Genomic DNA, 2,327 nt, shown 5'->3' on the forward strand with positions numbered 1-2,327 from the left:
TTTGGTGCGCCCGAAAGGAGTCGAACCTTCAACCTGCGGTTTAGGAAACCGCTGCTCTATCCTTTGAGCCACGGGCGCACAGAAAGACATGACTATTCTATACAAACTCTTTGATTTCTTCAACTATCTTTTCTAAAGAAGGAACACTGGAGAACCATTCTCTTCCAGTGAGGTCTATGGCAATTCTCTGATAAATCCAGCCGATTGCCTGGAGAAGCTTCTTGGGTAATGGTTGTGGTTTACTTTTTATATAATATTTCCACCCAACTGAATAATGAGATTTCATCTGGCTTACTTCTTCATACCATGATGTTTTTCGATAAAATTCTCGAGCGACCTCCTTACTGAGGTGAATTCCCTTCCAGGTAAAACGACACTCATCAGGAGTCCCTAAAACATCGACAAACATCAACTTTCTTTCCGGATCGAATGCCAACTCAATTTTTCCATCCTCATTTTCTAAACCACCTTTTTTTACTTCATTGGTTATCAATTCGTCAGCAAATGTTAATGTTTTTTTGATATGATTAATATCCTCATTATTAATTATGTTAAGATTAAGTACTTGGTCCCAGGAAAGATATCGATCTTGTTCTTCGAGTTTGGTTGATACATCTAAAATCGGAGAGAGCAATTTTTCATCTGGCATTGGCATTTTTTCCAAACCATAGTCTCTTAAATTAATTACTCCTCTTTCCACTCTTTTCCGAAAACTCGCTCCACTTGGAATGGAATTCCGGTATATGAACTCAAAAGGGATGAGAAAGTTTTCATAATCATGGTGATAAACACCGTAATCATAGGTATTACCACTTTGTGGGGGATGAATTACCTGGACGAGCGAGACATGCATAACAGAAGAAGGACCGGAGAGCTGAGACAGTTTTTTTATTTGCCCTTTTTCTTCCAATCCTCGATAGTGGGTCAGGTACCCCAAATCAGCCAGTTTTTCAAAAAAGTATGCTCCAATTAAGCATAAAGCTTCACCCTTGTGAAGAATGTGGTCGGGCATTTCTCCCCAATCAAACACCGAATAACGATTAGAAAAGATAAATTTCCCTTGTCCCATGATATTTTCACGAGGTGAAGTTTGAACAAAAAGGTCTTTCACGCTTCCCATGGATATTTCTCCTTTCGGTTTGGGATCGCTGTTTTTCATTCTGTTATTAGGATTATTATATCTGATTCTGTTGATTTATAGAGATTTGATTTATAAACCTCAAGGATAGGTTTATTGAAAGACGCCTTCCCCCATTACTGAGCTCTACCTCTCTGAGGTGTAGAATTTCAAGGTGTAATTTTAAATATTTTATCGAATCCAGATTTATCAAGCCAGCAAGTGGGTTTACAACATAGAATTCATGATACAATAAAATTGAAATGTTGATTTTTTCCTGGAAAGGAGAGATTTATTTGGATTTAGTTTTGGGCATGAAAGATACCCATCCCCAGGAAGTTCTTAAAAAAAGAGAAATTGAATTCAAACTCCGACATCTATTCAGCTCCTGGGGTTTTGAAGAAGTTGAAACTCCTACACTTGAATATTATGCCACCTTACAGAAAGTTATAGGTGATGAATTAAAAGAACGGCTTTTCCAATTCATTAATCGCGAAGGAAAATTAGTCTGTCTTCGTCCGGATTTCACGACTTCGATAGCTCGAAAATACAGCAGTGATTTAATTATTGAAAATAAAACTATTCGAGTTTTTTACGATGGAAAAATTTTCCGCTACCCTTCTTCTCCCCTTCGTACCGAGAGCGAACTCACTCAAATGGGATTGGAAAATATCGGTGACAATTCACCAGCCGTAGATGCCGAAGTAATTGCTTTGGCAATTATCGCCTTGCAAGAAGCCGGCATCCGTGATTTCTCCGTAGATATTGGTCATGTCGGTTTTTTCCGAGGAATACTTAATGCTTCAGGGTATTCATCTACTTTACAACAACAATTAAAAACTATTGTAAAAACTAAAGATTTTATTGCACTGAAGAATTTTTTAGAAAAAAATCCACCAACAGAACCCATGTTAGTTTCACTTCTACTTGATTTTCCTTTTCTTCGAGGGAAAAAAGAATTCCTAAATGATATTAATGATAGATTTCCGAGGAATCATCAATTCAATAACGCCTTGGAAAGAATACGAAAAGTTTGTGATATTTTGTCCGATTATGGATTAGAGCAAAATATTTGGGTTAATTTAGGTCTCATCCGGGATTTTGATTACTATTCTGGAATGATTTTCGAAGGCTTCTCAGCTTTTTCCGGATCTCCGCTTTTAGCTGGTGGTCGTTATGATGAATTATTTGGTATTTTTGGTCAAGATCG

At 37.3% G+C, this 2,327-nt stretch carries 2 protein-coding genes and 1 tRNA gene; 1 reads left to right on the plus strand and 2 read right to left on the minus strand.

Annotated features, from left to right (window positions below):
- Positions 1 to 2: 2 nt before the first annotated feature.
- Positions 3 to 78, minus strand: a tRNA-Arg gene (locus PLK24_RS10855).
- Positions 79 to 97: 19 nt separating this feature from the next.
- On the minus strand, positions 98 to 1,159 hold the full coding sequence (locus PLK24_RS10860) for a phosphoribosylaminoimidazolesuccinocarboxamide synthase (RefSeq protein ID WP_324479046.1): 1,062 nt from the start codon (positions 1,157 to 1,159) through the stop codon (positions 98 to 100).
- A gap of 254 nt (positions 1,160 to 1,413) precedes the next feature.
- Here PLK24_RS10860 and PLK24_RS10865 point away from each other — a divergent pair.
- Positions 1,414 to 2,327: ATP phosphoribosyltransferase regulatory subunit (locus PLK24_RS10865; protein ID WP_324479048.1), on the plus strand; the 914-nt coding region annotated here is incomplete at its 3' end.

This window comes from Atribacter sp. (assembly GCF_035418125.1).
Lineage (GTDB): Bacteria > Atribacterota > Atribacteria > Atribacterales > Atribacteraceae > Atribacter > Atribacter allofermentans.

Bases quoted from the DNA above. Each gene is read 5' to 3' on its own strand.
- PLK24_RS10860 (WP_324479046.1), bottom strand. From the start codon at position 1,159: ATGAAAAACAGCGATCCCAAACCGAAAGGAGAAATATCCATGGGAAGC.